The organism is Rhizobium sp. BK176 (assembly GCF_024808055.1).
The window spans coordinates 91,589-110,264 of record NZ_JANUBV010000009.1 but is presented as its reverse complement, the minus strand read 5'-3'; the positions used below and the strand labels follow the sequence as shown (position 1 = coordinate 110,264).

Sequence of the window (18,676 nt, the reverse complement as noted above, 5' to 3'; positions counted from 1 at the left end):
TGTGAATGGCGATGATCAGACGCGGCGCTTCTTGCGCGGGCGGCAACCATTGTGCGGGATCGGCGTCACGTCGCGGATGGACGTGATCATGAAACCGGCAGCCTGGAGCGCGCGCAGAGCGGATTCACGACCCGAACCCGGACCGCAAACTTCAACTTCCAGCGACTTCATGCCATGTTCCTGAGCCTTCTTGGCGCAGTCTTCAGCAGCGATCTGAGCAGCGAACGGGGTCGACTTGCGCGAGCCCTTGAAGCCCTTGGCGCCAGCAGACGACCAAGCAATCGCATTGCCCTGTGCGTCGGTGATCGTGATCATCGTGTTGTTGAAGGTCGAGTTGACGTGAGCTACGCCAGACGAAATGTTTTTACGTTCGCGACGGCGAACGCGTACGGCTTCCTTGGCCATTTAAAATCCCTTTCTTGGATCTCTTCACCGCCGTAATGCCAGCGGCTACACCGGAACGAGACCTTGCGGCCCTGCCCGAAACTCAAAAGAGGCCGGCGCAGACCGCCAGCCCCCTCACCTCCGGTTTCCCGGAAATTACTTCTTCTTACCAGCGATAGCCTTTGCCGGGCCCTTGCGGGTACGAGCATTGGTATGCGTGCGCTGACCGCGGACCGGAAGGCCACGGCGATGACGCAGGCCGCGGTAGCAACCGAGGTCCATCAGGCGCTTGATGTTCATCGAGGTCTCGCGACGCAGGTCACCTTCGACCTGATAGTCACGGTCGATGGTTTCGCGAATCTGCAGGACTTCGGAGTCCGTCAGCTGATGGACGCGCTTGTCAGCCGGCAGGCCAACCTTTTCCATGATTTCCTGCGCGAATTTCGGACCGATCCCGTGGATATACGTCAGCGCGATTACAACGCGCTTTGCAGTCGGGATGTTGACGCCAGCGATACGTGCCACGCCTATTCTCCTTGCGTTCCAGTTGCCATCCGGCAAGTGGTGTCTCGTTACACGACCCAAAGAGGTCGCAATTACAATTCAGGTTCTCAACAAGTCAAAACGATCGAACCCGGAATTCCCTTGGGAAGTCCGCGCCGATCGCATGAGATATCGCGAGTTGGCGCGGTGTTTAGCGGAATCAGCGCTTAAAAGCAACCGCTTCCGCCAAGTTTATTTCCAAAGCCCTAAAGCTTCGAAAGAATGGCTTCGATCTCGTTCGTGACGTGATCGATGTCCGCCATGCCGTCCACCGACTTCAACTTGCCCTTGGCATAGTAGTAGCCGATCAGCGGCGAGGTTTCCTTGTAGTATGCCTGGAGGCGCGTGACGACCGTTTCGCGGTTGTCATCCGGGCGGCGCTTGAAATGCGTCGAACCACAGCGATCACAGACACCGTCTACCTTCGGCTTCACATTGGTATCGTGATAGCCGGTGCCGCAATTGGCGCAGGTGTAGCGGCCGGATACCCGATCGGCCAGCACCTTGTCGTCGACCTGGATCTCGATCACTGTCGAGAGCTCGAGCCCCTTGCCCTTCAGCATGCTTTCCGTCGCGTCGGCCTGAACCAACGTGCGCGGATAGCCGTCAAGAATAAAGCCCTTGGCGCAGTCTGGAGCGTCGAGACGCTCGGAAACGATGGCATTGACGATCTCATCCGAGACAAGCTTGCCAGCGTCCATGACGGCCTTCGCACGCTTGCCTACTTCCGTGCCTGCCGCAACGGCTGCGCGGAGCATGTCGCCCGTGGAAAGTTGCGGAATTCCGTACTTCTCCACGATCCGCTGAGCCTGGGTCCCCTTACCCGCGCCCGGCGGCCCTAACAGTATGAGTCTCATCGCCCCCTCTTTCCTCCGCGCAACTTCGATTTCTTGATCAGACCTTCGTACTGCTGTGCGATCAGATGACCCTGAATCTGTGCCACCGTATCGAGAGTTACGCTAACCACGATCAAGAGAGAAGTGCCACCCAGGGACAACGGAATGCCCGTTTGCGACACAAGAATTTCCGGCAGGATGCACACGAAGACGAGGTAAATCGCGCCAATCACCGTAATGCGGGTCAGCACGTAATCGATGTATTCGGCAGTCCGCTCGCCCGGACGGATGCCCGGAATGAAGCCCCCATGCTTCTTCAGATTGTCGGCGGTGTCCTTCGGATTGAAGACGATAGCCGTGTAGAAGAAGGCGAAAAACGCGATCAACAGGCCGTAGAGCAGCATGTAGAGCGGCTGGCCATGGCCGAGCGCGGCCACGATCGAGGTTGCCCATGCAGGCAATGATGTGGTGTTGGCGAAGCCCGCGAGCGTCGCCGGCAGCAGCAGCAACGAGGACGAGAAGATCGCCGGGATGACGCCCGAGGTGTTGAGCTTCAGCGGCAGATGCGAGGTATCGCCCTGGAACATCCGATTGCCGACCTGGCGCTTCGGATACTGGATCAGCAGGCGCCGCTGTGCACGCTCGACAAAAACGATGATGGCGATGACAGCAATCGCAATGATGATCACAGCGAGAATCAGTGTCGTCGACAGAGCGCCGGTGCGGCCAAGTTCCAGTGTACCGGCGAGAGCCTGCGGAAGGCCTGCAGCGATACCGGCGAAGATGATCAGCGAAATACCGTTGCCGATACCGCGCGAGGTGATCTGCTCGCCGAGCCACATCAGGAACATCGTGCCGCCGAGCAGCGTGACAACCGTCGAAATGCGGAAGAAGATGCCCGGATCAACGACGAGGCCGTTGCCGCTCTCAAGGCCGACGGAAATGCCGTAGGCCTGCAGAGCACCGAGCAGCACCGTGCCGTAGCGGGTGTACTGGTTGATGATCTTGCGACCCTGCTCGCCTTCCTTCTTCAGGTTCTCGAGCGCCGGGACGACCGACGTCATCAGCTGCACGATGATCGAAGCGGAAATGTAAGGCATGATGCCGAGCGCAAAGATTGCCATGCGCTGCACGGCGCCGCCCGAGAACATGTTGAAGAGGCCGAGAATGCCGCCTGCCTGGCCACGGAAGGCCTGGGCATAAGCTTCTGGATTGAGCCCGGGGAGCGGAATGTGGGTACCGAGCCGGTAGACGAGGAGAGCTGCCAGTGTGAACCACAGGCGCTTCTTGAGATCCTCGGCTTTGGCGAAGGTCGAGAAATTGAGGTTGGAAGCCAACTGTTCCGCTGCAGACGCCATGCGATTCTCCGCGCTACCGATTTCGGGCTCTAGCCAAGCGAGGTGCAGGACCCGGAATCAGCATTCTGAATTATTCAAAAGCGGGCTTCGGACGGATTGCGAACGCAACCTATGCCTCACCCTTGTGTTCGTTCCTACCGTTTATGACGCACGTGCGTCCAGCCGGTTTTTGTGAGGCTCACATATGGGAGCAAAATCGCCCGGTGTGAAGCACCCCGGGCGACTTATCATAGCATTAATTATTCAGCCGTTGCTGCGGCAGAAAGAAGCGTGACGGAGCCGCCAGCCTTTTCGATCTTTTCGATCGCCGGCTTGGAAGCGCCAGCAACTTCAAACTTGACCTTTGCCTTCAGCTCGCCGTCGGCGAGAACGCGAACGCCGTCCTTGACGCGACGGATAACGCCGGCAGCCTTGAGAGCTGCCGCATCAACCGTGGACTTGCCGTCGAGCTTGCCAGCGTCGATCGCAGCCTGAACACGCTCCAGCGACACGACGACGAAGTCGGCCTTGAAGATGTTGTTGAAGCCGCGCTTCGGCAGGCGACGGTAGATTGGCATCTGGCCGCCTTCGAAACCGTTGATGGCGACGCCGGAACGGGACTTCTGACCCTTGACACCGCGACCACCGGTCTTGCCCGAGCCCGAACCAATACCGCGGCCGAGGCGCTTGCGGCTGTGGGTCGAACCTTCGTTGTCTTTGATTTCATTGAGTTTCATAGCGAATCTCCCGGCTTACTTCTCGTCGACGACGCGAACGAGATGCTGGACGGCACGGATCATGCCACGAACGGAAGGGGTATCTTCCAGCGTGCGGCGACGGTGCATCTTGTTGAGTCCGAGGCCGATCAGCGTGCGCTGCTGGACATCCGGACGACGAATCGGGCTGCCGATCTGTTCGACAGTAACCGTCTTCGCTTCAGTCTTCTTGGTAGCCTTAGCCATCTGTCAGACTCCTCTTATTCTTCAGAGGCATTGCCAGAAGCGGCACGGCGAGCCTGGAGCGTTGCATACTTGATGCCGCGCTGAGCTGCGATGTCCTTCGGGTGAACCTGGTGCTTCAGAGCGTCGAAGGTAGCGCGAACCATGTTGTATGGGTTCGAGGAACCGGTCGACTTGGCGACAACGTCGTGAACGCCGAGCGTTTCGAAAACGGCGCGCATCGGACCACCGGCGATGATACCGGTACCGACCTTGGCCGAACGAAGCAGAACCTTGCCGGCGCCATGGCGGCCATGAACGTCGTGATGCAGCGTACGGCCGTCACGCAGCGGTACGAAGATCAGTTCGCGCTTGGCAGCTTCAGTCGCCTTACGGATTGCTTCCGGCACTTCACGTGCCTTGCCGTGACCGAAGCCAACGCGGCCCTTCTGGTCACCAACGACGACGAGAGCGGCGAAACCGAAACGGCGGCCACCCTTAACAACCTTAGCAACGCGGTTGATCGCGACCAGCTTGTCGACGAACTCGCTATCGCGTTCCTCACGGTTCTGGCGATCGTCGCGAGAACCTCTTCTTTCCTGTGCCATTGTCCTTTTCCTTTTTCTTTTGCGGGTGGAACGGCAAACAAAACGAAGACCGCATCAACCTCTCCTTAGGAAGAGTGTTTGCGGTCCGGTGAACATCCGGCCGGAAGCCTGAAGCCCCGGCCGGAAATCTTAATCAGAAGGACAGACCGCCTTCGCGAGCCGCATCGGCCAGAGCCTTGATGCGGCCATGGTAGATGAAGGCGCCGCGGTCGAATACGACCTCGTTGACGCCTGCCTTCTTTGCGCGCTCTGCAACGAGCTTGCCTACGAGGGCAGCTGCTGCGGTGTCAGCACCGGTCTTCAGAGAACCGCGCAGGTCCTTGTCGAGAGTCGAGGCGGACGCAAGCGTCTTACCAGCGACATCGTCGATGACCTGAACATAAATGTTCTTCGAGGAGCGATGAACCGACAGGCGCGGACGGCCATTGGCCACCGACTTGAGGTGACGGCGCACGCGGTTGGCACGACGTGCAAGTGCTTCTTTCCTGCTAGCCATTTCGCGTGATCCTTACTTCTTCTTGCCTTCTTTGCGGACAATCCGCTCTTCGGCATACTTGACGCCCTTGCCCTTGTAAGGCTCAGGACCGCGGTATTCGCGGATTTCAGCGGCAACCTGGCCGACCTGCTGCTTGTTGATGCCGGTGACGACGATTTCCGTCGGCTTCGGCACAGCGATCGTAATGCCCTGCGGCGGCTCGTAAACAACGTCATGGCTGAAGCCGAGTGCCAGCTGCAGGTTCTTGCCCTGGAGCGACGCGCGGTAACCGACGCCGTTGATTTCGAGCTTGCGCTCAAAGCCGTCCTTAACGCCCTTGAAGATGTTCTCGATCATCGTGCGGGACATGCCCCACTTTGCACGAGCATTCTTCGTCTGGGTGAGCGGCGTTACGACAACCGCATTGTTTTCGAGCTTCACGCCGACTTCGTCATTTGCGACGAAGAACAGCTCGCCCTTCGGGCCCTTAGCGGTAACCTTCTGGCCATCGACCGTAGCCGTGATCCCAGCAGGCACCTGAACGGGCTTTTTACCGATACGAGACATGTTTCAATCCTGTCTGTTCGCTATGGAGATCCTTGCTCAGCCTTAGAAGACCGAGCAAAGAACCTCGCCACCAACGTTCTGTTCGCGAGCCTGGTGATCGGCCATCACGCCCTTCGGGGTCGAAAGGATGGTGATGCCGAGGCCGTTCGCGACCTGCGGAATGGACTTGACCGAGACATAAACCCGGCGGCCCGGCTTGGACACACGGCCGATCTCACGGATCACCGATGCGCCTTCATAGTACTTCAGCTCGATGTTGAGCTCCGACTTGCCATTGCCGAAATCGACAAGGGAATAGCCACGGATGTAGCCTTCGGACTGCAGAACATCGAGAACGCGTGCACGGAGCTTCGAAGCAGGCGTCGAAACCGACGACTTGCGGCGAGAAGCACCGTTGCGGATGCGAGTGAGCATATCGCCCAACGGATCAGTCATTGTCATCTAACCTGCTCCTTACCAGCTCGACTTGACGATGCCCGGCACCTTGCCGAGATTGCCGAGTTCACGCAGCGCGATACGCGACATGCGCAGTTTGCGGTAGTATGCGCGCGGACGGCCCGATACTTCGCAACGGTTGCGAATGCGGGTCTTGGATCCATCGCGCGGCAGGGATGCCAGCTTGATCGAGGCCTTGAACCGGTCTTCGATCGGAAGAGCCTGGTTCATGATGATCGCCTTCAGAGCTGCGCGCTTGGCAGCCTGGTTAGCGACCGTGGTACGGCGGCGCTTGTTCTTTTCAACTGCGCTTGTCTTCGCCATGTGCGGTTCCTTTTCTACGCTCGTCGTTACGGTTACTGACGGAACGGGAAGTTGAACTCTGTCAAGAGAGCCCGCGCTTCGTCGTCCTTCGTTGCCGTCGTGCAAACGATGATGTCCATGCCCCACATCTGATCAACCTTGTCGTAGTTGATCTCAGGGAACACAATGTGCTCCTTGATGCCCATGGCGAAGTTGCCACGGCCGTCAAAGCTTTTCGGGTTCAGGCCGCGGAAGTCGCGAACGCGCGGAAGCGCGATGTTCACGAGACGGTCCAGGAACTCGTACATGCGAGCGCCGCGCAGGGTAACCTTTGCGCCGATCGGCATCTGCTCACGGACCTTGAAGCCCGCGATGGAGTTGCGTGCACGGGTGATGACCGGCTTCTGACCAGCGATAGCGGCCAGGTCAGCTGCAGCAACAGTCGGCTTCTTCGAATCAGCCGTTGCTTCACCAACACCCATGTTGATTACGATCTTGTCGAGCTTCGGGATCATCATTTCGTTGGCGTAGGAGAACTTCTCCTGCATCGCCGCACGAATGCGCTCGACATATTCCTTCTTGAGCCGCGGCTCGTACTTTGCGTCAGCCATCAGATCACCTCACCGGAACGCTTGGCCACACGGACCTTTTTGCCGTCAACAACCTTGAAACCGACGCGGGTCGGCTTGCCGTCCTTGTCGACGATCGCAACGTTGGACAGGTGAACAGCAGCTTCCTTGCTGATGATGCCGGCTTCCTGGCTCTGCGTCTGGCGCTGATGGCGCTTTACGACGTTGATGCCACGAACAACGGCACGATCTTCCTTGGGCAGAACCTGGAGGACTTCGCCAGTGCGGCCCTTGTCCTTGCCTGCGAGCATGACGACCTTGTCGCCCTTACGAATCTTTTGCATCGTTCGCGCTCCTTACAGTACTTCGGGAGCCAGCGAGATGATCTTCATGTGGTTCTTGGCGCGAAGTTCGCGCGGAACCGGTCCGAAGATACGGGTGCCGATCGGCTCTTTCTTGTTGTCGATGAGGACTGCTGCATTCGTGTCGAAGCGGATGATGGAACCATCAACGCGACGGATTTCCTTGGCGGTACGAACGACCACCGCCTTCATCACGTCACCCTTCTTCACGCGGCCGCGCGGGATCGCTTCCTTGATCGAAACGACGATAACGTCGCCGATCCCGGCATACTTGCGCTTCGAGCCGCCCAGCACCTTGATGCACATGACACGACGTGCGCCGGAATTATCCGCCACGTCGAGGTTTGTTTGCATCTGAATCATATCAGGTCGCCTTTTTGGTTTACCGGAATGGTTGGGCTCAGAGCCCCCTTCCCCGGCTTATGAAAATTGTCAGCCGGCCGCTTGCCACGAGGGCAGGCGAAAACACGGCATAGCTTGAATAGCGCGGGATCGATCGTGCCAGGGTGGTTTCCCCAATGGGACCTTCCGTGCGCTCAAAGCAAAAGAACGCTCGACGAACGAGCGTTCTGACGCTGCTTCATACAGATATTTCCGCGAGACGCAAGGCCTCGCGCAAAAATCTTACTTGGCCTGGGCGGAAACGACCGTCCAACGCTTGTCCTTGGAGATCGGCGCGCATTCCTCGATGGATACGGTATCGCCGATCTTGTACTGATTGTTTTCGTCGTGGGCCTTGTACTTCTTGGAACGACGAACGGTCTTCTGGAGCAGCGGGTGAGCGAAACGACGCTCAACGCGAACTACGACAGTCTTCTCGTTCTTGTCGCCAACGACAACGCCCTGCAGAATGCGCTTCGGCATGATGTTTTCCTTTACGCCTTTGCTTCTGCCGCCTTCTGGCGGGCAATGGTTTTCACGCGGGCGATGTCCTTGCGGACTTCGTTGATGCGCGAGGACTTTTCCAGCTGACCGGTTGCCTTCTGGAAGCGCAGGTTGAACTGCTCCTTCTTCAGGTCGGCGAGCTTGTCCTTGAGCTGGTCGGCCGTGAGGCCGCGTACTTCTTCGGCTTTCATCTGCCTTGCTCCTTACTCTGCAATGCGCTGAACGAAGCGCGTCTTGACCGAGAGCTTGGCAGAGCCGAGGCGAAGCGCTTCACGAGCGATTTCTTCGCTGACGCCGTCGATTTCGAACATCATACGGCCTGGCTTGACCTTGCATGCCCAGTATTCGACAGAGCCCTTGCCCTTACCCATACGGACTTCGGTCGGCTTTGCGGTTACCGGAACATCCGGGAACACGCGGATCCATACACGGCCGGCGCGCTTCATGTAGCGCGTGATCGCGCGGCGGGCCGCTTCGATCTCGCGTGCATTGACGCGGTTCGGCTCTTGAGCCTTAAGGCCGAATTCACCGAAGGCCAGGTCAGAACCACCCTTGGCGACGCCCTTGATGCGGCCCTTGAATTGCTTGCGGTACTTGGTACGCTTTGGCTGCAACATTTTCTTATTCTCCGAACTTATCTGCCACCAACGCTATTAAGCGTTGTCGCGGCGACGATCGCGATCACGGCTTGCCGGACCCTGAGCGTCACCCTCGAGTGCGCGGCGCTCGGAGGCCATCGGATCGTGCTCAAGGATTTCGCCCTTGAAGATCCAAACCTTGATGCCGCAGATGCCAAAAGCGGTTTCCGCTTCAGCTGTGCCGTAGTCGATGTCAGCGCGCAGCGTGTGCAGCGGAACGCGACCTTCGCGGTACCATTCCGTACGAGCGATTTCAGCACCGCCGAGACGGCCTGCGCAGGTGATCTTGATGCCTTCGGCGCCAAGACGCATTGCAGACTGAACGGCACGCTTCATGGCGCGACGGAAAGCAACACGACGCTCAAGCTGCTGAGCGATCGACTGTGCGACGAGCGTAGCGTCGACTTCCGGCTTGCGAACTTCAACGATGTTGAGGTGCGTCTCGGAATTCGTCATCTCCGACAGCTTCTTGCGGAGCTTGTCGATGTCTGCGCCCTTCTTGCCGATGATCAGGCCCGGACGAGCCGAGTGGATCGTAACGCGGCACTTCTTGTGCGGACGCTCGATGACCACCTTGGCGATACCAGCCTGCTTCAGTTCGCTCATGACGAACTTGCGCATCTTCAGGTCTTCGTGCAGCAGCTGACCGTACTCGGCATTGTCCGCGAACCAGCGGCTATCCCAGGTACGGTTGATGCCAAGACGGAAACCGATTGGATTAATTTTCTGACCCATTATGCGGCCTCCTCTTGTGCCTGCACTTCGCGGACAACGATCGTCAGGTGCGCAAACGGCCTCTCGATGCGAGAAGCGCGGCCGCGGCCACGAGCGTGGAAACGCTTCATGACGATCGACTTGCCGACATAGGCTTCGGCGACGACCAGGGAGTCGACGTCGAGGTCGTGGTTGTTCTCGGCGTTGGCGATCGCAGATTCAAGCGTCTTCTTGACGGCGCCTGCGATGCGCTTGCGGGAGAATTCCAGCTCAGCGAGTGCACGATCGACCTTCTTGCCACGGATAACCGCGGCAACGAGGTTGAGCTTCTGTGGGCTGACGCGGAGCGTGCGGGCGACTGCTTGCGCCTCGTTGTCCTTCAGCCGGCGTTCGGCTTTTGCCTTGCCCATTGTTACTTCCTCTTTGCCTTCTTGTCCGCACCGTGACCGTAGTAGGTCCGGGTCGGAGAGAATTCACCGAATTTGTGACCGACCATGTCTTCATTGACGCTGACCGGAACATGCTTGCTGCCGTTGTAGACGCCGAAGGTGAGACCGACGAACTGCGGCAGGATCGTGGAGCGACGGCTCCAGATCTTGATTACTTCTGCACGTCCGCCTTCACGAACCTTCTCAGCCTTCTTGAGAAGATAGCCGTCAACGAACGGACCTTTCCATACTGAACGAGCCATTGGAGACTTCCTCTCTTACTTCTTACGCTGATGACGCGAGCGCATGATCATCTTGTCGGTCGACTTGTTCGACCGCGTGCGCTTGCCCTTGGTCGGCTTGCCCCACGGAGTAACCGGGTGACGACCACCAGAGGTACGGCCTTCACCACCGCCGTGCGGATGGTCAACAGGGTTCATGACAACACCGCGGTTATGCGGACGCTTGCCGCGCCAAACCGTACGACCGGCCTTGCCGTCGTTGATGTTGGCATGGTCAGGGTTCGAAACCGCACCGATCGAAGCAAGGCAGGAGCCAGGAACGAGGCGCTGTTCGCCGGAGTTCAGGCGAAGGATCGCCAGACCCGCGTCGCGACCGACGAGCTGTGCGTAACCGCCAGCCGAACGTGCGATCTGACCACCCTTGCCCGGCTTCATTTCCACGTTGTGGATGATGGAGCCGACCGGGATGTACTGCAGCGGCATGGTGTTGCCGGGCTTCACGTCGACAGCCTTCTCCGAGGAGATGACCTTGTCGCCGGCAGCAAGGCGCTGCGGAGCGAGGATGTAGGCCTGTTCGCCGTCGGCGTAGGATACGAGCGCGATGAACGCGGTGCGGTTCGGATCGTATTCGATACGCTCGACCGTGCCTTCGACGTCGAACTTGCGACGCTTGAAGTCGATCAGACGATAGGTACGCTTGTGACCGCCGCCGATGAAGCGGGCAGTGATACGGCCGAGGTTGTTACGACCGCCGCTCTTGGTCAGACCTTCCGTCAGCGCCTTGACCGGCTTGCCCTTATAGAGGCCGGAACGGTCGACGATGACCAGCTGACGCTGGCTCGGGGTCGTAGGATTGAATGTTTTCAATGCCATTGTTTAATTCCTCAGAGACCGGTGGAGACGTCGATCGTCTGGCCTTCAGCCAGCGTCACGACAGCCTTCTTCACGTCCTGCTGCTTGCCGACAAAACCCTTAAAACGCTTGGTCTTGCCCTTGCGGAGCAGCGTGTTGACGGCCGTGACCTTGACGCCGAAGAGCGCCTCGACTGCAGCCTTGATTTCCGGCTTCGACGCCTTCTTGGCGACATTGAAAACAACCTGGTTGTTTTCCGATACCAGCGTGGACTTTTCGGTGATCGCCGGCGAGACGATCACATCATAGTGGCGAAGGTCGGTCACTTGAAACGCTCCTCTAGAGCTTCAACGGCAGCCTTGGAAAGCACGAGCTTGCCGCGGCGCACGATGTCATAAACGTTGATGCCCTGGATCGGCAGAACATCGATGTTCGGGATGTTCTGTGCTGCGAGCTTGAAGTTGCCATCAAGTTCAGCGCCGCCGATGAAGAGCGCGTTGGTCAGGCCGAGCGTCTCGAAAGTCGATGCCAGTGCCTTGGTCTTTGCTTCTGCAGCAACCAGGCTGTCGATGATGATGACATCGTCGGACTTCAGCTTGGCCGAGAGGGCGTGACGCAGGCCGAGAGCGCGAACCTTCTTCGGAAGGTCGTGTTCGTGGCTGCGAGCGACCGGGCCGTGAGCCTTACCACCGCCGCGGAACTGCGGAGCGCGTGCCGAATGGTGACGAGCGCGGCCCGTACCCTTCTGCTTGTACATCTTGGCGCCGGTGCGCGAAACGTCCGCGCGGCCCTTTGCCTGGTGCGTGCCCTGCTGCTTCTTGGCAAGCTGCCAGCGAATAACGCGGGCGAGAATGTCTTCGCGGGGCTCAAGGCCGAAAATCGCGTCAGAAAGAGAAACCTTCCCTGCGTCTTTTCCCTCGAGGGTCTTGACGTTGAATTCCATTGGTCCGGCTCCCTTACTTCGCTGCCGACTTGACGGCATCGCGCACGATGATCCAGGCACCCTTGGAACCGGGTACTGCACCCTTGATCAGGATTAGACCACGATCTTCGTCGGTCGAAACCACTTCAAGGTTCTGAGTCGTTACGCGCGTCTGGCCCATGTGACCAGCCATCTTCTTGTTCTTGAAAACCCTGCCCGGGTCCTGGCGCTGACCGGTAGAACCGTGCGAGCGGTGCGAAACCGAGTTACCGTGAGTGGCGCGGCCACCGGCGAAATTGTGACGCTTCATAACGCCGGCAAAGCCCTTACCGATCGTCGTACCCGTCACATCGACGAGCTGACCAGCGGCGAAGTGACCAGCCTTAAGCTCGGTGCCAACCTCGAGGAGATTGTCTTCCGTGACGCGGAATTCCGTCAGCTTGGCCTTCGGCTCAACGTTGGCAACAGCAAAGTTACCACGCATTGCCTTCGACGTATTCTTGACCTTTACCGTGCCAGCACCGAGCTGGACTGCGGCGTAGCCGTTCTTTTCGACAGTGCGCTGGGCCACAACCTGGCAGCCATCCAGACGCAGTACTGTTACCGGGACATGTTCGCCAGCGTCGTTGTAGACGCGGGTCATGCCCACCTTCTGTGCAATCACACCTGAACGCATCGGTTCAATCCTTCCAAATCCGCTCGAGCAAGGCTCAGAGCTTGATCTCAACATCGACACCGGCGGCGAGATCGAGCTTCATCAGCGCGTCTACCGTCTGCGGGGTCGGATCTACGATGTCGAGGAGGCGCTTATGAGTGCGCATCTCGAACTGCTCGCGGCTCTTCTTGTCGATGTGTGGGGACCGGTTGACCGTAAACTTCTCGATGCGAGTCGGAAGCGGAACGGGGCCCCGGACGCTTGCGCCGGTGCGCTTCGCCGTCGACACGATCTCGCGCGTCGAAGCGTCGAGAATGCGGTGATCGAACGCCTTCAGGCGAATGCGGATATTTTGGCCGTTCATTCGACGTTATCCTTGTGTTTGTTATCCCGTGCGCCTTTTGGGTAGGCACGGGCTGTTCTTATTCCTAAGGCGGACCACCGGTTTCAAAGATCGAGAGAGGCTCCGGGTTACCGTGCCCCTATCCAGTCTTCAGGCCTTTCGGCCCACCTTATTGTTTGCTGTAGTCACCCGCTTCAACGAGCGAAGCAGGGCGCAAATAGCGCTCGCGCGCCATGTGCAACATTTTCTTGTAATAAGCAAGCGGCCAAAGCCACTTGCTTCATAATATTGTCATCGAAGCGGCCACCCGGTTGAGGTGGCCGCAGCGAAGCTTACTCGACGATCGAAGCGACGATGCCGGCGCCGACGGTACGGCCGCCTTCGCGGATCGCGAAGCGCAGCTTCTCTTCCATCGCGATCGGAACGATCAGCTCGACGGCAACCGTGACGTTGTCGCCAGGCATAACCATTTCCGTGCCTTCCGGAAGCGAAACAATGCCGGTCACGTCAGTCGTACGGAAGTAGAACTGCGGACGGTAGTTCGTGAAAAACGGCGTATGACGGCCGCCTTCTTCCTTCGTCAGGATGTAGGCTTCTGCCATGAACTTCTTGTGCGGCTTGACAGAGCCCGGCTTGCACAGGATCTGACCACGCTCAACGCCGTCACGGTTCACACCGCGAACCAGAGCGCCGATGTTGTCGCCAGCCTGGCCCTGGTCGAGCAGCTTGCGGAACATTTCAACGCCGGTAACCGTCGTCTTCGAGGTCGGGCGGATGCCGACGATTTCGACTTCTTCGCCAACCTTGACGATGCCACGCTCGACGCGGCCGGTCACAACCGTACCACGGCCCGAGATCGAGAACACGTCTTCGATCGGCATCAGGAACGGCTGGTCGATCGGACGCTCAGGCGTCGGGATGTAGGCGTCAACAGCAGCCATCAGCTCGCGGATCGCGTCTTCGCCGATCTTCTTGTCAGAGTCTTCCAGAGCAGCAAGAGCCGAGCCCTTGATGACCGGAATGTCGTCGCCCGGGAAGTCGTAGGACGACAGCAGTTCGCGAACTTCCAGTTCGACGAGCTCGAGGAGCTCGGCGTCGTCAACCTGGTCAACCTTGTTGAGGAACACGACGATCGCCGGAACGCCAACCTGACGAGCGAGCAGGATGTGCTCGCGGGTCTGCGGCATCGGGCCGTCAGCAGCCGAGCAAACCAGGATCGCGCCGTCCATCTGAGCGGCACCGGTGATCATGTTCTTGACGTAGTCGGCGTGGCCGGGGCAGTCAACGTGAGCATAGTGACGGTTCGGGGTCTCGTACTCGACGTGTGCCGTCGAAATGGTGATGCCGCGCGCCTTTTCTTCCGGAGCAGCGTCGATCTGGTCGTACGCCTTGAACTCGCCGAAGTACTTCGTGATCGCTGCCGTCAGAGACGTCTTGCCGTGGTCAACGTGGCCGATCGTGCCGATGTTAACGTGCGGCTTGTTGCGCTCAAACTTACTCTTTGCCATGTGGGCTCTCCACTCTTTTTAAGGTCCCCTGAGGGATCTAATTCTTGTTATCGGTCAATTGGTATTCCGGTCACTTCTGACCGGAATACTTTGCCTGGATTTCAGTTGCGACGTTCGACGGAACCGGCGCGTAGTGATCGAAGGTCATCGTGTACTGAGCACGGCCCTGCGACATGGAGCGCAGGTTATCGACGTACTTGAACATGTTCGCCAGCGGAACGTTGGCGTTGATGACAACGGCCACGCCGCGGCTTTCCTGGCCCTGGATCTGACCACGGCGGGAGTTCAGGTCGCCGATGACGTCGCCGACGTAATCTTCCGGCGTTACCACTTCGACCTTCATCATCGGCTCGAGGAGCTGAGCGCCGGCCTTCTTGGCTGCTTCACGGAAGCAGGCACGTGAAGCGATTTCGAACGCCAGTACCGACGAGTCAACGTCGTGGAAAGCACCGTCAACGAGCGTCGCCTTGACGCCGAGCATCGGGAAGCCTGCGAGCGGACCGGAAGACAGAACGCTTTCGATACCCTTCTGAACGCCCGGGATGTATTCCTTCGGAACAGCACCACCGACGATCTTGGATTCGAACTTGAAGTCTTCGCCATCCGGGTTCGGTTCGAAGACGATCTTGACGCGAGCGAACTGACCGGTACCACCGGACTGCTTCTTGTGCGTGTAGTCTTCTTCGTGCTGACGCGTGATGGTTTCGCGGTAGGCAACCTGCGGCGCGCCGACAGTTGCTTCAACCTTGAACTCGCGACGCATGCGGTCGACGATGATATCGAGGTGAAGTTCGCCCATGCCGGCGATGATCGTCTGGCCAGATTCCTGGTCAGTCTTCACGCGGAAGGACGGATCTTCAGCAGCCAGCCGGTTGAGCGCGAGGCCCATCTTTTCTTGGTCGCCCTTGGTCTTCGGCTCGATAGCGATCTGGATAACCGGCTCCGGGAATTCCATGCGCTCGAGAACGACCGGCTTCAGCGGATCGCAGAGCGTATCGCCCGTGGTGGTTTCCTTGAGACCGGCGAGAGCAACGATGTCGCCCGCGAAGGCTTCTTCGATGTCTTCACGCGAGTTCGAGTGCATCTGCAGCATGCGGCCGACGCGCTCGCGCTTGTCCTTGACCGTGTTCATGACCGACGCGCCCTTTTCGAGCTTGCCCGAGTAGATACGGGCGAAGGTCAGCGAGCCGACGAAGGGGTCGTTCATGATCTTGAAAGCGAGCATCGAAAGCGGCTCGTTGTCATCGGCATGACGCTCGATCTCGGCTTCGGTCTTGAAGTCGATGCCCTTGATCGCCGGAATGTCGAGCGGCGACGGCAGGTAGTCGACAACCGCGTCGAGAAGCGGCTGAACGCCCTTGTTCTTGAAGGCGGTGCCGCAGAACATCGGATGGAACTTCACGTCGATCGTGCCGCGGCGAACGAGCGCGCGGATCTGATCGTTGTCGGGAAGGTTGCCTTCCAGGTAGGCTTCGGTCGCGGCTTCGTCGATCTCGACAACGGTCTCGATCAGCTTTTCGCGATACTCTTCAGCCTTCGCCTTCATGTCATCGGGGATTTCGACGACGTCCCACTGGGCGCCGAGCGATTCGTCGCGCCAGACGAGAGCATTCATCTCGATCAGGTCGATAACGCCCTTGAACTCGGTTTCGGCGCCGATCGGCAGCTGCATGACGACAGCCGTTGCGCCGAGACGGGTCTTGATCATCTCGACGGAGCGGTAGAAGTCTGCGCCGGTCTTGTCCATCTTGTTGCAGAAGATCATGCGCGGAACGTTGTACTTCTCAGCCTGACGCCAGACGGTTTCCGTCTGCGGCTCTACGCCTGCGTTGGCGTCGAGAAGAGCAATCGCACCGTCGAGAACGCGCAACGAACGCTCGACTTCGATGGTGAAGTCGACGTGGCCGGGGGTGTCGATGATGTTGAAGCGGCGCATCTTGCCGTCACGGCCCTTCCAGAAGGTCGTGGTGGCGGCGGAGGTGATCGTGATGCCACGCTCCTGCTCCTGCTCCATCCAGTCCATCGTGGCTGCGCCATCGTGGACTTCACCGATCTTGTGCGACTTGCCGGTGTAATAAAGGATACGCTCGGTGGTCGTGGTCTTGCCGGCGTCGATGTGCGCCATGATACCGAAATTTCGGTAGTCTTCGATTTTATATTCGCGAGCCATTGTGGACTGCCTTTCGAACCCGTTCGGGATTACCAGCGATAATGCGAGAACGCACGGTTGGCGTCAGCCATCTTGTGCGTGTCTTCGCGCTTCTTGACCGCGGAACCACGGTTGTTGGATGCATCGAGAAGCTCGCCCGACAGTCGGTCGACCATGGTCGTTTCGTTGCGCTTGCGCGCGGCAGCAATCAGCCAGCGGATCGCCAGGGCCTGACGGCGCTCCGGACGGACATCAACCGGAACCTGGTACGTAGCACCACCCACGCGGCGCGAACGGACTTCTACGTGCGGAGCAATGTTGTCCAGAGCCTGATGGAACACACCGAGCGGCTCCTGCTTGGACTTGCCCTGTACGGAGTCAAATGCGCCGTAGACAATGCTTTCAGCGACGGACTTCTTGCCGTCAAGCATGATTGCATTCATGAACTTGGTAACAACCAGATCGCCGAACTTCGGGTCCGGGTTGATCTCGCGCTTTTCTGCTCTGTGACGTCTGGACATACTTCTCGTCTCTTCAATTGTTAAAGGCGCTCTACCACGCGGAGGACCTCGCGCAGCGCCGGGATTTCAAAACCGAATTACTTCGGACGCTTCGCACCGTACTTCGAACGGCGCTGCTTGCGGTTCTTGACACCCTGGGTATCGAGAACGCCGCGAATGATATGGTAACGAACGCCCGGCAAGTCCTTTACGCGGCCGCCACGGATCATGACGACAGAGTGTTCCTGCAGGTTGTGACCTTCGCCCGGAATGTAGCCGATGACTTCAAAGCCATTGGTCAGACGGATCTTGGCGACCTTACGGAGAGCCGAGTTCGGCTTCTTCGGGGTCGTCGTGTAAACGCGGGTGCAAACGCCGCGCTTCTGTGGGTTTTCCTGCAGCGCAGGAACCTTATTACGCTTTACGTTCGCCTGACGCGGCTTGCGGATAAGCTGGTTTACGGTAGGCATTCAACCATCCCTTACGTTTATATCTCAATCCCTTACGGGCGTAACTCGCGCCGTCTCCGGCAAGACCACACGCTTGTCTCAATGCGCAAAACGTGGCCCGATCCGCTTTCGCAGATGGACCACAGAGAGCAGAGGACGCAAAAGAAATGCGTCATGCGTGCAGGCAACATATCTTCAACGTGCGTTTCGAACCTTGTTTGAGGTGATCTCCGGGGCGCGTCGCCTCGAATGGCCATGCCTCACATGGGTCCGGATGGCGCGGGTACTACTGGTTTCCCGTCGTCTCGTCAAGGCCGTTAAGAAATAAACTTCGGCGGAACGCCTTGAAACCCGGCCATTGCGCGCTCTTTTGCGGCTTCTAAGGGAATTCGCCACCGGTCGCCAAGATAAACTTGAGCATTGGATCAAAAAGCAGCTATGGAATCACTGACTGCAGCCGCTAAGCGCATGAAATCAGATTCAAATCTCGAATCGAAGGACATCCGATGATTACCGCCCCCGACAACGACAACAATTCCGAAGGACCGATGGTCTTCATCATCATCGGCAAGGGCTATCAGTCCGATGACAGCGACGGCGTCGACCTCCACATAATGCTCAAGGCCGCCGATGACGACAGCGCCGTGCGTGAGGCCCTGAATGCCCTCGCCGAGGAAGGCTTCATCGAGGCCGACCTCGACCAGATCGGCATGCTGACCGAAGTGCCGGAAGAGGAGCCACACGCTTCCGCCTATCAGGGCGCGGTCGACGGCGAAGTCGCGATCATCCGTTTCAGCTGAGACTCCGATGAAGCCGGATGCGCTCAAGGTGCTGAACTATGCCACCTGGCGCAACCGGCTCCCGGTTTTCGACATGCCCCGACGTTCCGGAGCGCGAGCTTCAGGCTCCAGGCGGCACAGTGGAGACCGACGAAGATATAGCCACCGCAGCACTTCGCGAATTCTATGAAGAGACCGGTATCTGACCGGAAACGCCCCTCACCCCTCTTACCGTTCACGACTATTGCTTTGCCA

31 protein-coding genes are annotated in these 18,676 nt (G+C 58.7%); 2 read left to right on the top strand and 29 right to left on the bottom strand.

The genetic code is table 11. The features are described 5' to 3' along the window. Positions 1-15: 15 nt before the first annotated feature. The 29 genes from rpsK to rpsL form a co-directional block, all read right to left on the bottom strand. The gene (rpsK, locus tag FHT76_RS24510) at positions 16-405 is read right to left on the bottom strand and encodes a 30S ribosomal protein S11 (RefSeq protein ID WP_003547577.1); all 390 of its coding nucleotides are present in this window, start codon (positions 403-405) and stop codon (positions 16-18) included. Between the two features lie 135 nt (positions 406-540). After that, the gene (gene rpsM / locus FHT76_RS24505; RefSeq protein WP_007531685.1) at positions 541-909 is read right to left on the bottom strand and encodes a 30S ribosomal protein S13; all 369 of its coding nucleotides are present in this window, start codon (positions 907-909) and stop codon (positions 541-543) included. A 224-nt stretch (positions 910-1,133) separates the two neighbouring features. After that, positions 1,134-1,784, bottom strand: a complete 651-nt coding sequence (locus tag FHT76_RS24500) for an adenylate kinase (RefSeq protein WP_183859268.1) — start codon at positions 1,782-1,784, stop codon at positions 1,134-1,136. Next, a complete protein-coding gene (gene secY, locus FHT76_RS24495; protein ID WP_016553564.1) occupies positions 1,781-3,121 on the bottom strand; it encodes a preprotein translocase subunit SecY in 1,341 nt (446 codons plus the stop codon). Before secY ends, FHT76_RS24500 begins: the two co-directional genes overlap by 4 nt. 239 nt (positions 3,122-3,360) lie before the next feature. Continuing rightward, entirely contained in the window at positions 3,361-3,837 is a 477-nt protein-coding gene (gene rplO / locus FHT76_RS24490; RefSeq protein WP_114712283.1) for a 50S ribosomal protein L15, read from the bottom strand. Between the two features lie 15 nt (positions 3,838-3,852). Beyond that, the gene (gene rpmD, locus FHT76_RS24485) at positions 3,853-4,062 is read right to left on the bottom strand and encodes a 50S ribosomal protein L30 (RefSeq protein WP_007531681.1); all 210 of its coding nucleotides are present in this window, start codon (positions 4,060-4,062) and stop codon (positions 3,853-3,855) included. 14 nt (positions 4,063-4,076) lie between these two features. Beyond that, entirely contained in the window at positions 4,077-4,646 is a 570-nt protein-coding gene (gene rpsE, locus FHT76_RS24480; protein WP_016553561.1) for a 30S ribosomal protein S5, read from the bottom strand. 133 nt (positions 4,647-4,779) lie between these two features. After that, positions 4,780-5,142, bottom strand: coding sequence for a 50S ribosomal protein L18 (rplR, locus tag FHT76_RS24475; protein WP_037127225.1), 363 nt, complete (start codon positions 5,140-5,142; stop codon positions 4,780-4,782). Positions 5,143-5,154: 12 nt separating this feature from the next. Continuing rightward, positions 5,155-5,688: a 50S ribosomal protein L6 gene (rplF, locus tag FHT76_RS24470; RefSeq protein ID WP_016553559.1), complete on the bottom strand. Its 534-nt coding sequence runs from the start codon at positions 5,686-5,688 to the stop codon at positions 5,155-5,157. 42 nt (positions 5,689-5,730) lie between these two features. Then, positions 5,731-6,129, bottom strand: a complete 399-nt coding sequence (gene rpsH, locus FHT76_RS24465) for a 30S ribosomal protein S8 (protein WP_183756877.1) — start codon at positions 6,127-6,129, stop codon at positions 5,731-5,733. Between the two features lie 12 nt (positions 6,130-6,141). Next, the gene (gene rpsN, locus FHT76_RS24460; RefSeq protein WP_016553558.1) at positions 6,142-6,447 is read right to left on the bottom strand and encodes a 30S ribosomal protein S14; all 306 of its coding nucleotides are present in this window, start codon (positions 6,445-6,447) and stop codon (positions 6,142-6,144) included. Between the two features lie 32 nt (positions 6,448-6,479). Continuing rightward, positions 6,480-7,037 (bottom strand): 50S ribosomal protein L5, encoded by a 558-nt coding sequence (gene rplE / locus FHT76_RS24455; protein ID WP_016553557.1) that lies wholly within the window; start codon positions 7,035-7,037, stop codon positions 6,480-6,482. After that, positions 7,037-7,339, bottom strand: coding sequence for a 50S ribosomal protein L24 (gene rplX / locus FHT76_RS24450; RefSeq protein WP_037127218.1), 303 nt, complete (start codon positions 7,337-7,339; stop codon positions 7,037-7,039). The genes rplE and rplX overlap by 1 nt, the downstream gene beginning before the upstream one ends. Positions 7,340-7,351: 12 nt before the next feature. Then, a complete protein-coding gene (rplN, locus tag FHT76_RS24445; protein ID WP_007787738.1) occupies positions 7,352-7,720 on the bottom strand; it encodes a 50S ribosomal protein L14 in 369 nt (122 codons plus the stop codon). A 261-nt stretch (positions 7,721-7,981) separates the two neighbouring features. Next, positions 7,982-8,221, bottom strand: a complete 240-nt coding sequence (gene rpsQ / locus FHT76_RS24440) for a 30S ribosomal protein S17 (RefSeq protein ID WP_007787739.1) — start codon at positions 8,219-8,221, stop codon at positions 7,982-7,984. 11 nt (positions 8,222-8,232) lie between these two features. Beyond that, positions 8,233-8,433: a 50S ribosomal protein L29 gene (gene rpmC / locus FHT76_RS24435; protein ID WP_007531673.1), complete on the bottom strand. Its 201-nt coding sequence runs from the start codon at positions 8,431-8,433 to the stop codon at positions 8,233-8,235. Positions 8,434-8,445: 12 nt separating this feature from the next. Further along, positions 8,446-8,859: a 50S ribosomal protein L16 gene (rplP, locus tag FHT76_RS24430; protein ID WP_003573792.1), complete on the bottom strand. Its 414-nt coding sequence runs from the start codon at positions 8,857-8,859 to the stop codon at positions 8,446-8,448. A gap of 36 nt (positions 8,860-8,895) precedes the next feature. Then, positions 8,896-9,615: a 30S ribosomal protein S3 gene (rpsC, locus tag FHT76_RS24425; protein ID WP_007531669.1), complete on the bottom strand. Its 720-nt coding sequence runs from the start codon at positions 9,613-9,615 to the stop codon at positions 8,896-8,898. Further along, positions 9,615-10,004: a 50S ribosomal protein L22 gene (gene rplV, locus FHT76_RS24420; protein ID WP_018857110.1), complete on the bottom strand. Its 390-nt coding sequence runs from the start codon at positions 10,002-10,004 to the stop codon at positions 9,615-9,617. Before rplV ends, rpsC begins: the two co-directional genes overlap by 1 nt. Before the next feature lie 2 nt (positions 10,005-10,006). After that, on the bottom strand, positions 10,007-10,285 hold the full coding sequence (gene rpsS / locus FHT76_RS24415; protein ID WP_007531666.1) for a 30S ribosomal protein S19: 279 nt from the start codon (positions 10,283-10,285) through the stop codon (positions 10,007-10,009). Between the two features lie 15 nt (positions 10,286-10,300). Beyond that, positions 10,301-11,137 (bottom strand): 50S ribosomal protein L2, encoded by an 837-nt coding sequence (rplB, locus tag FHT76_RS24410; RefSeq protein ID WP_183756878.1) that lies wholly within the window; start codon positions 11,135-11,137, stop codon positions 10,301-10,303. An 11-nt stretch (positions 11,138-11,148) separates the two neighbouring features. Beyond that, on the bottom strand, positions 11,149-11,442 hold the full coding sequence (locus tag FHT76_RS24405; RefSeq protein ID WP_016553551.1) for a 50S ribosomal protein L23: 294 nt from the start codon (positions 11,440-11,442) through the stop codon (positions 11,149-11,151). Then, the gene (gene rplD / locus FHT76_RS24400) at positions 11,439-12,059 is read right to left on the bottom strand and encodes a 50S ribosomal protein L4 (RefSeq protein WP_016553550.1); all 621 of its coding nucleotides are present in this window, start codon (positions 12,057-12,059) and stop codon (positions 11,439-11,441) included. The genes FHT76_RS24405 and rplD overlap by 4 nt, the downstream gene beginning before the upstream one ends. A 13-nt stretch (positions 12,060-12,072) precedes the next feature. Next, complete coding sequence (gene rplC / locus FHT76_RS24395) at positions 12,073-12,714, bottom strand: 50S ribosomal protein L3 (RefSeq protein ID WP_183756879.1); 642 nt, start codon at positions 12,712-12,714, stop codon at positions 12,073-12,075. Positions 12,715-12,748: 34 nt separating this feature from the next. Then, entirely contained in the window at positions 12,749-13,057 is a 309-nt protein-coding gene (rpsJ, locus tag FHT76_RS24390) for a 30S ribosomal protein S10 (protein ID WP_003547547.1), read from the bottom strand. Positions 13,058-13,368: 311 nt separating this feature from the next. After that, positions 13,369-14,544 carry an elongation factor Tu gene (tuf, locus tag FHT76_RS24385; protein WP_016558834.1) on the bottom strand — a complete coding sequence of 392 codons (1,176 nt, stop codon included), beginning with the start codon at positions 14,542-14,544 and terminating at the stop codon, positions 13,369-13,371. Between the two features lie 70 nt (positions 14,545-14,614). Next, entirely contained in the window at positions 14,615-16,714 is a 2,100-nt protein-coding gene (gene fusA, locus FHT76_RS24380; RefSeq protein WP_114712282.1) for an elongation factor G, read from the bottom strand. Between the two features lie 29 nt (positions 16,715-16,743). Next, entirely contained in the window at positions 16,744-17,214 is a 471-nt protein-coding gene (gene rpsG / locus FHT76_RS24375; protein WP_016553547.1) for a 30S ribosomal protein S7, read from the bottom strand. A 77-nt stretch (positions 17,215-17,291) separates the two neighbouring features. After that, positions 17,292-17,663 (bottom strand): 30S ribosomal protein S12, encoded by a 372-nt coding sequence (rpsL, locus tag FHT76_RS24370; protein WP_003547537.1) that lies wholly within the window; start codon positions 17,661-17,663, stop codon positions 17,292-17,294. A gap of 485 nt (positions 17,664-18,148) precedes the next feature. On the opposite strand from rpsL, the gene FHT76_RS24365 reads away from it, so the two are divergent. Both FHT76_RS24365 and FHT76_RS41420 read left to right on the top strand, forming a co-directional pair. Further along, positions 18,149-18,442 carry a hypothetical protein gene (locus FHT76_RS24365; protein ID WP_007792012.1) on the top strand — a complete coding sequence of 98 codons (294 nt, stop codon included), beginning with the start codon at positions 18,149-18,151 and terminating at the stop codon, positions 18,440-18,442. Between the two features lie 38 nt (positions 18,443-18,480). Beyond that, a complete protein-coding gene (locus FHT76_RS41420; RefSeq protein WP_405049286.1) occupies positions 18,481-18,627 on the top strand; it encodes an NUDIX domain-containing protein in 147 nt (48 codons plus the stop codon). Positions 18,628-18,676 lie beyond the last annotated feature (49 nt).

Excerpts from the sequence above, each read along its gene's own strand:
- rpsK (WP_003547577.1), bottom strand. The coding sequence starts at position 405 with ATGGCCAAGGAAGCCGTACGCGTTCGCCGTCGCGAACGTAAAAACATT.
- FHT76_RS24500 (WP_183859268.1), bottom strand. The coding sequence starts at position 1,784 with ATGAGACTCATACTGTTAGGGCCGCCGGGCGCGGGTAAGGGGACCCAG.
- secY (WP_016553564.1), bottom strand. The coding sequence starts at position 3,121 with ATGGCGTCTGCAGCGGAACAGTTGGCTTCCAACCTCAATTTCTCGACC.
- rplO (WP_114712283.1), bottom strand. The coding sequence starts at position 3,837 with ATGAAACTCAATGAAATCAAAGACAACGAAGGTTCGACCCACAGCCGC.
- rpmD (WP_007531681.1), bottom strand. The coding sequence starts at position 4,062 with ATGGCTAAGGCTACCAAGAAGACTGAAGCGAAGACGGTTACTGTCGAA.
- rpsE (WP_016553561.1), bottom strand. The coding sequence starts at position 4,646 with ATGGCACAGGAAAGAAGAGGTTCTCGCGACGATCGCCAGAACCGTGAG.
- rplR (WP_037127225.1), bottom strand. The coding sequence starts at position 5,142 with ATGGCTAGCAGGAAAGAAGCACTTGCACGTCGTGCCAACCGCGTGCGC.
- rplF (WP_016553559.1), bottom strand. The coding sequence starts at position 5,688 with ATGTCTCGTATCGGTAAAAAGCCCGTTCAGGTGCCTGCTGGGATCACG.
- rpsH (WP_183756877.1), bottom strand. The coding sequence starts at position 6,129 with ATGACAATGACTGATCCGTTGGGCGATATGCTCACTCGCATCCGCAAC.
- rpsN (WP_016553558.1), bottom strand. The coding sequence starts at position 6,447 with ATGGCGAAGACAAGCGCAGTTGAAAAGAACAAGCGCCGCCGTACCACG.
- rplE (WP_016553557.1), bottom strand. The coding sequence starts at position 7,037 with ATGGCTGACGCAAAGTACGAGCCGCGGCTCAAGAAGGAATATGTCGAG.
- rplX (WP_037127218.1), bottom strand. The coding sequence starts at position 7,339 with ATGCAAAAGATTCGTAAGGGCGACAAGGTCGTCATGCTCGCAGGCAAG.
- rplN (WP_007787738.1), bottom strand. The coding sequence starts at position 7,720 with ATGATTCAGATGCAAACAAACCTCGACGTGGCGGATAATTCCGGCGCA.
- rpsQ (WP_007787739.1), bottom strand. The coding sequence starts at position 8,221 with ATGCCGAAGCGCATTCTGCAGGGCGTTGTCGTTGGCGACAAGAACGAG.
- rpmC (WP_007531673.1), bottom strand. The coding sequence starts at position 8,433 with ATGAAAGCCGAAGAAGTACGCGGCCTCACGGCCGACCAGCTCAAGGAC.
- rplP (WP_003573792.1), bottom strand. The coding sequence starts at position 8,859 with ATGTTGCAGCCAAAGCGTACCAAGTACCGCAAGCAATTCAAGGGCCGC.
- rpsC (WP_007531669.1), bottom strand. The coding sequence starts at position 9,615 with ATGGGTCAGAAAATTAATCCAATCGGTTTCCGTCTTGGCATCAACCGT.
- rplV (WP_018857110.1), bottom strand. The coding sequence starts at position 10,004 with ATGGGCAAGGCAAAAGCCGAACGCCGGCTGAAGGACAACGAGGCGCAA.
- rpsS (WP_007531666.1), bottom strand. The coding sequence starts at position 10,285 with ATGGCTCGTTCAGTATGGAAAGGTCCGTTCGTTGACGGCTATCTTCTC.
- rplB (WP_183756878.1), bottom strand. The coding sequence starts at position 11,137 with ATGGCATTGAAAACATTCAATCCTACGACCCCGAGCCAGCGTCAGCTG.
- rplD (WP_016553550.1), bottom strand. The coding sequence starts at position 12,059 with ATGGAATTCAACGTCAAGACCCTCGAGGGAAAAGACGCAGGGAAGGTT.
- rplC (WP_183756879.1), bottom strand. The coding sequence starts at position 12,714 with ATGCGTTCAGGTGTGATTGCACAGAAGGTGGGCATGACCCGCGTCTAC.
- rpsJ (WP_003547547.1), bottom strand. The coding sequence starts at position 13,057 with ATGAACGGCCAAAATATCCGCATTCGCCTGAAGGCGTTCGATCACCGC.
- tuf (WP_016558834.1), bottom strand. The coding sequence starts at position 14,544 with ATGGCAAAGAGTAAGTTTGAGCGCAACAAGCCGCACGTTAACATCGGC.
- fusA (WP_114712282.1), bottom strand. The coding sequence starts at position 16,714 with ATGGCTCGCGAATATAAAATCGAAGACTACCGAAATTTCGGTATCATG.
- rpsG (WP_016553547.1), bottom strand. The coding sequence starts at position 17,214 with ATGTCCAGACGTCACAGAGCAGAAAAGCGCGAGATCAACCCGGACCCG.
- rpsL (WP_003547537.1), bottom strand. The coding sequence starts at position 17,663 with ATGCCTACCGTAAACCAGCTTATCCGCAAGCCGCGTCAGGCGAACGTA.
- FHT76_RS24365 (WP_007792012.1), top strand. The coding sequence starts at position 18,149 with ATGATTACCGCCCCCGACAACGACAACAATTCCGAAGGACCGATGGTC.
- FHT76_RS41420 (WP_405049286.1), top strand. The coding sequence starts at position 18,481 with ATGCCACCTGGCGCAACCGGCTCCCGGTTTTCGACATGCCCCGACGTT.